Annotated in this window: 2 protein-coding genes and 1 riboswitch; both genes read left to right on the forward strand. The window is 75.3% G+C overall.

Annotation, left to right across the window (positions count from 1 at the left end):
• On the forward strand, window positions 1–713 hold a 713-nt coding region (locus tag FNQ90_RS20175), incomplete at its 5' end, for a hypothetical protein (protein WP_182607657.1).
• A 129-nt stretch (window positions 714–842) separates the two neighbouring features.
• Window positions 843–935, forward strand: a riboswitch (glycine riboswitch).
• Between the two features lie 187 nt (window positions 936–1,122).
• Window positions 1,123–2,274 carry a glycine cleavage system aminomethyltransferase GcvT gene (gene gcvT, locus FNQ90_RS20180; RefSeq protein WP_182607658.1) on the forward strand — a complete coding sequence of 384 codons (1,152 nt, stop codon included), beginning with the start codon at window positions 1,123–1,125 and terminating at the stop codon, window positions 2,272–2,274.
• Window positions 2,275–2,299: the final 25 nt, after the last annotated feature.

Raw genomic sequence — 2,299 nt, forward strand, 5'->3', positions numbered from 1 at the left:
CCGCTCCCGCCGCCCCCTTCACCCCGGGGCTCTCCACGGAGCGGGAGGAGGCCGGGGCGCACCCGGCGGCGTTCACCGCCGTGGCGCCCGCCCTCGCGCAGGAGGAGACGGCCCCGTCGGTCGACCCGCGGATCCTCCCCGTCCCCGATGTCGCGGACACGCTGGAACGGCTCGACTCGCTGGTGGCCTCGATCATGGATCTGGTGGCCGCGCTGCCCGAGGACGTCTCCGACGCGGAGGCCGGCGAGCCGGTCGAGGCGGCGGCGCAGGCCGAGCCGGTGCTCGAGGGCACCGTGGACGACCTGTTGACGGGCCTGCTGGCGGAGATCGACGACTTCGTGGCGGCGCTGCTCTCCGGGCTGCTGCCGGACTTCTCCGTCGACGAGCTCGAGGGCATCGAGGGCATCGGCGACGGGGGCCTCGACGAGGACTTCCCCATCGAGCCCATCCCGTCCGAGGAGGGCATGACCCTCGGGGAGGACGCGGAAACCGACCTGAACGCCCTCGGCAACCTGATCGACCTGCTGGAGGCGGGCGCCGACCCGATGGCCGACCCGATGCCCGGCTCTCCGGCCGACGCCACGGAGGGATTCACCGACGGCCCGATGGCCGACCCCGTGATGAACCCCGCGGCGGGCGGCTCGGAGCGCACGGCGAAGGTGGCGCCGTTCCTGCGGCCCGCCCTCCCGGTGGCCGAGATCCGCGTGCCCTGAACCCGTCACCCCGCGCCGGACGCCGGCCCCGCCGTCGAGGAGGGCCGGGTCCGGCGTCCGGCGCGCGCCCCGCGCGCCGGGCCGGTGGTGGCCGTGCGATGATGACCGCGCAACTCCATACCGGCCGTTCGATCGCGTGCGGGAGAGTCCCCGGTTCCACCGGGGCGCCGAAGGAGCAAGTCCTCCCTTGAATCTCTCAGGCCCCCATACCGCGCGCGGGAGGCAGATCTGAAAAGCGGACCGCACCGGGTGACCGGGGTGGTCCCACCCACGGTGCAAGCCGGGGCCGCGCCGCGGGCCCGGCGAACCTCTCAGGTGCAGATGACAGATGGGGAGGGCGTGCCGCACGGTCGTGTCCGCGACCGGCGCACTCCACCGCCCCGTTCCCCAGCGCACCGGGAGACCCACCATGACCGAGCCCGCCACGCCCCGCCGCACGCCGCTGGACGCGACCCACCGCGAGCTGGGCGCCGCCATGACCGACTTCGCCGGCTGGGAGATGCCGCTGCGCTACGGCAGCGAGCGCGAGGAACACCGGGCGGTGCGCGAACACGTCGGGCTCTTCGACCTCTCCCACATGGGCGAGATCACCGTGCACGGCCCCGCCGCCGGCGAGTTGCTGGACCACGCCCTGGTCGGCCACATCTCGGCGGTCGCCCCCGGCCGCGCCCGCTACACGATGGTCTGTGACGCCGACGGCGGCATCCTCGACGACCTGATCGTCTACCGCACCGCCGGGGACACCTTCCTGGTCGTGGCCAACGCCGCCAACGCGCAGGTCGTGCTCGACGCGCTGCGCGAGCGGGCGGCCGGCTTCGACGCCGAGGTGCGGGACGACCGCGAGGCGTACGCGCTGTTGGCCGTGCAGGGTCCGCGGGCCGTCGAGCTGCTGTCCGGTCTGACCGGCGTCGAACTCGCCGCCGTGAAGTACTACGCGGGCGTGCCCGGCACCGTGGCCGGGGTGTCCGCGATGATCGCCCGCACCGGCTACACCGGCGAGGACGGCTTCGAGCTGTTCGTCGCCCCGCAGGACGCGCCCGCGCTGTGGACCGCGCTGATGGACGCCCGGGTCACCGGCCCCGAGGGCACTCCGGCCGGTCCGGTGCCGTGCGGGCTGTCCTGCCGCGACACCCTGCGGCTGGAGGCCGGGATGCCGCTGTACGGTCACGAGCTGACCCGGCAGACCTCTCCCTTCGAGGCGGGACTGGGCCGCGTGGTGCGCTTCGACAAGCCCGGTGACTTCGTCGGCCGCGCCGCCCTGGAGGCCGCCGCCCGGCGTGCGGAGGCCGAGCCGCCGCGTCGGCTGGTGGGGCTGGTCTGCGACGGCCGACGGGTGCCGCGTGCGGGCCACCCGGTGGTGAACGCCGAGGGGACGGTCGTCGGCGAGGTCACCTCCGGGGCGCCCTCGCCCACCCTGGGCAGGCCGATCGCCATGGCGTACGTGGACGCCGCGCACGCCGAGCCGGCGCCCGCCGACGCGTCGGGGGTCGCGGTGGACGTGCGCGGCACCCGCGAGTCGTGTGCGGTCGTCGCCCTCCCCTTCTATCGTCGGCAGCGGTAGTCCGCCGCGTCGGTCGGCCACCGCC

The sequence above is a fragment of the Streptomyces alkaliphilus genome, from assembly GCF_014141535.1.
GTDB classification, from domain to species: domain Bacteria; phylum Actinomycetota; class Actinomycetes; order Streptomycetales; family Streptomycetaceae; genus Streptomyces; species Streptomyces alkaliphilus.

What these genes read in the sequence shown, in the direction of transcription:
- gcvT (WP_182607658.1), top strand. Translation starts at nt 1,123, where the DNA reads ATGACCGAGCCCGCCACGCCCCGCCGCACGCCGCTGGACGCGACCCAC.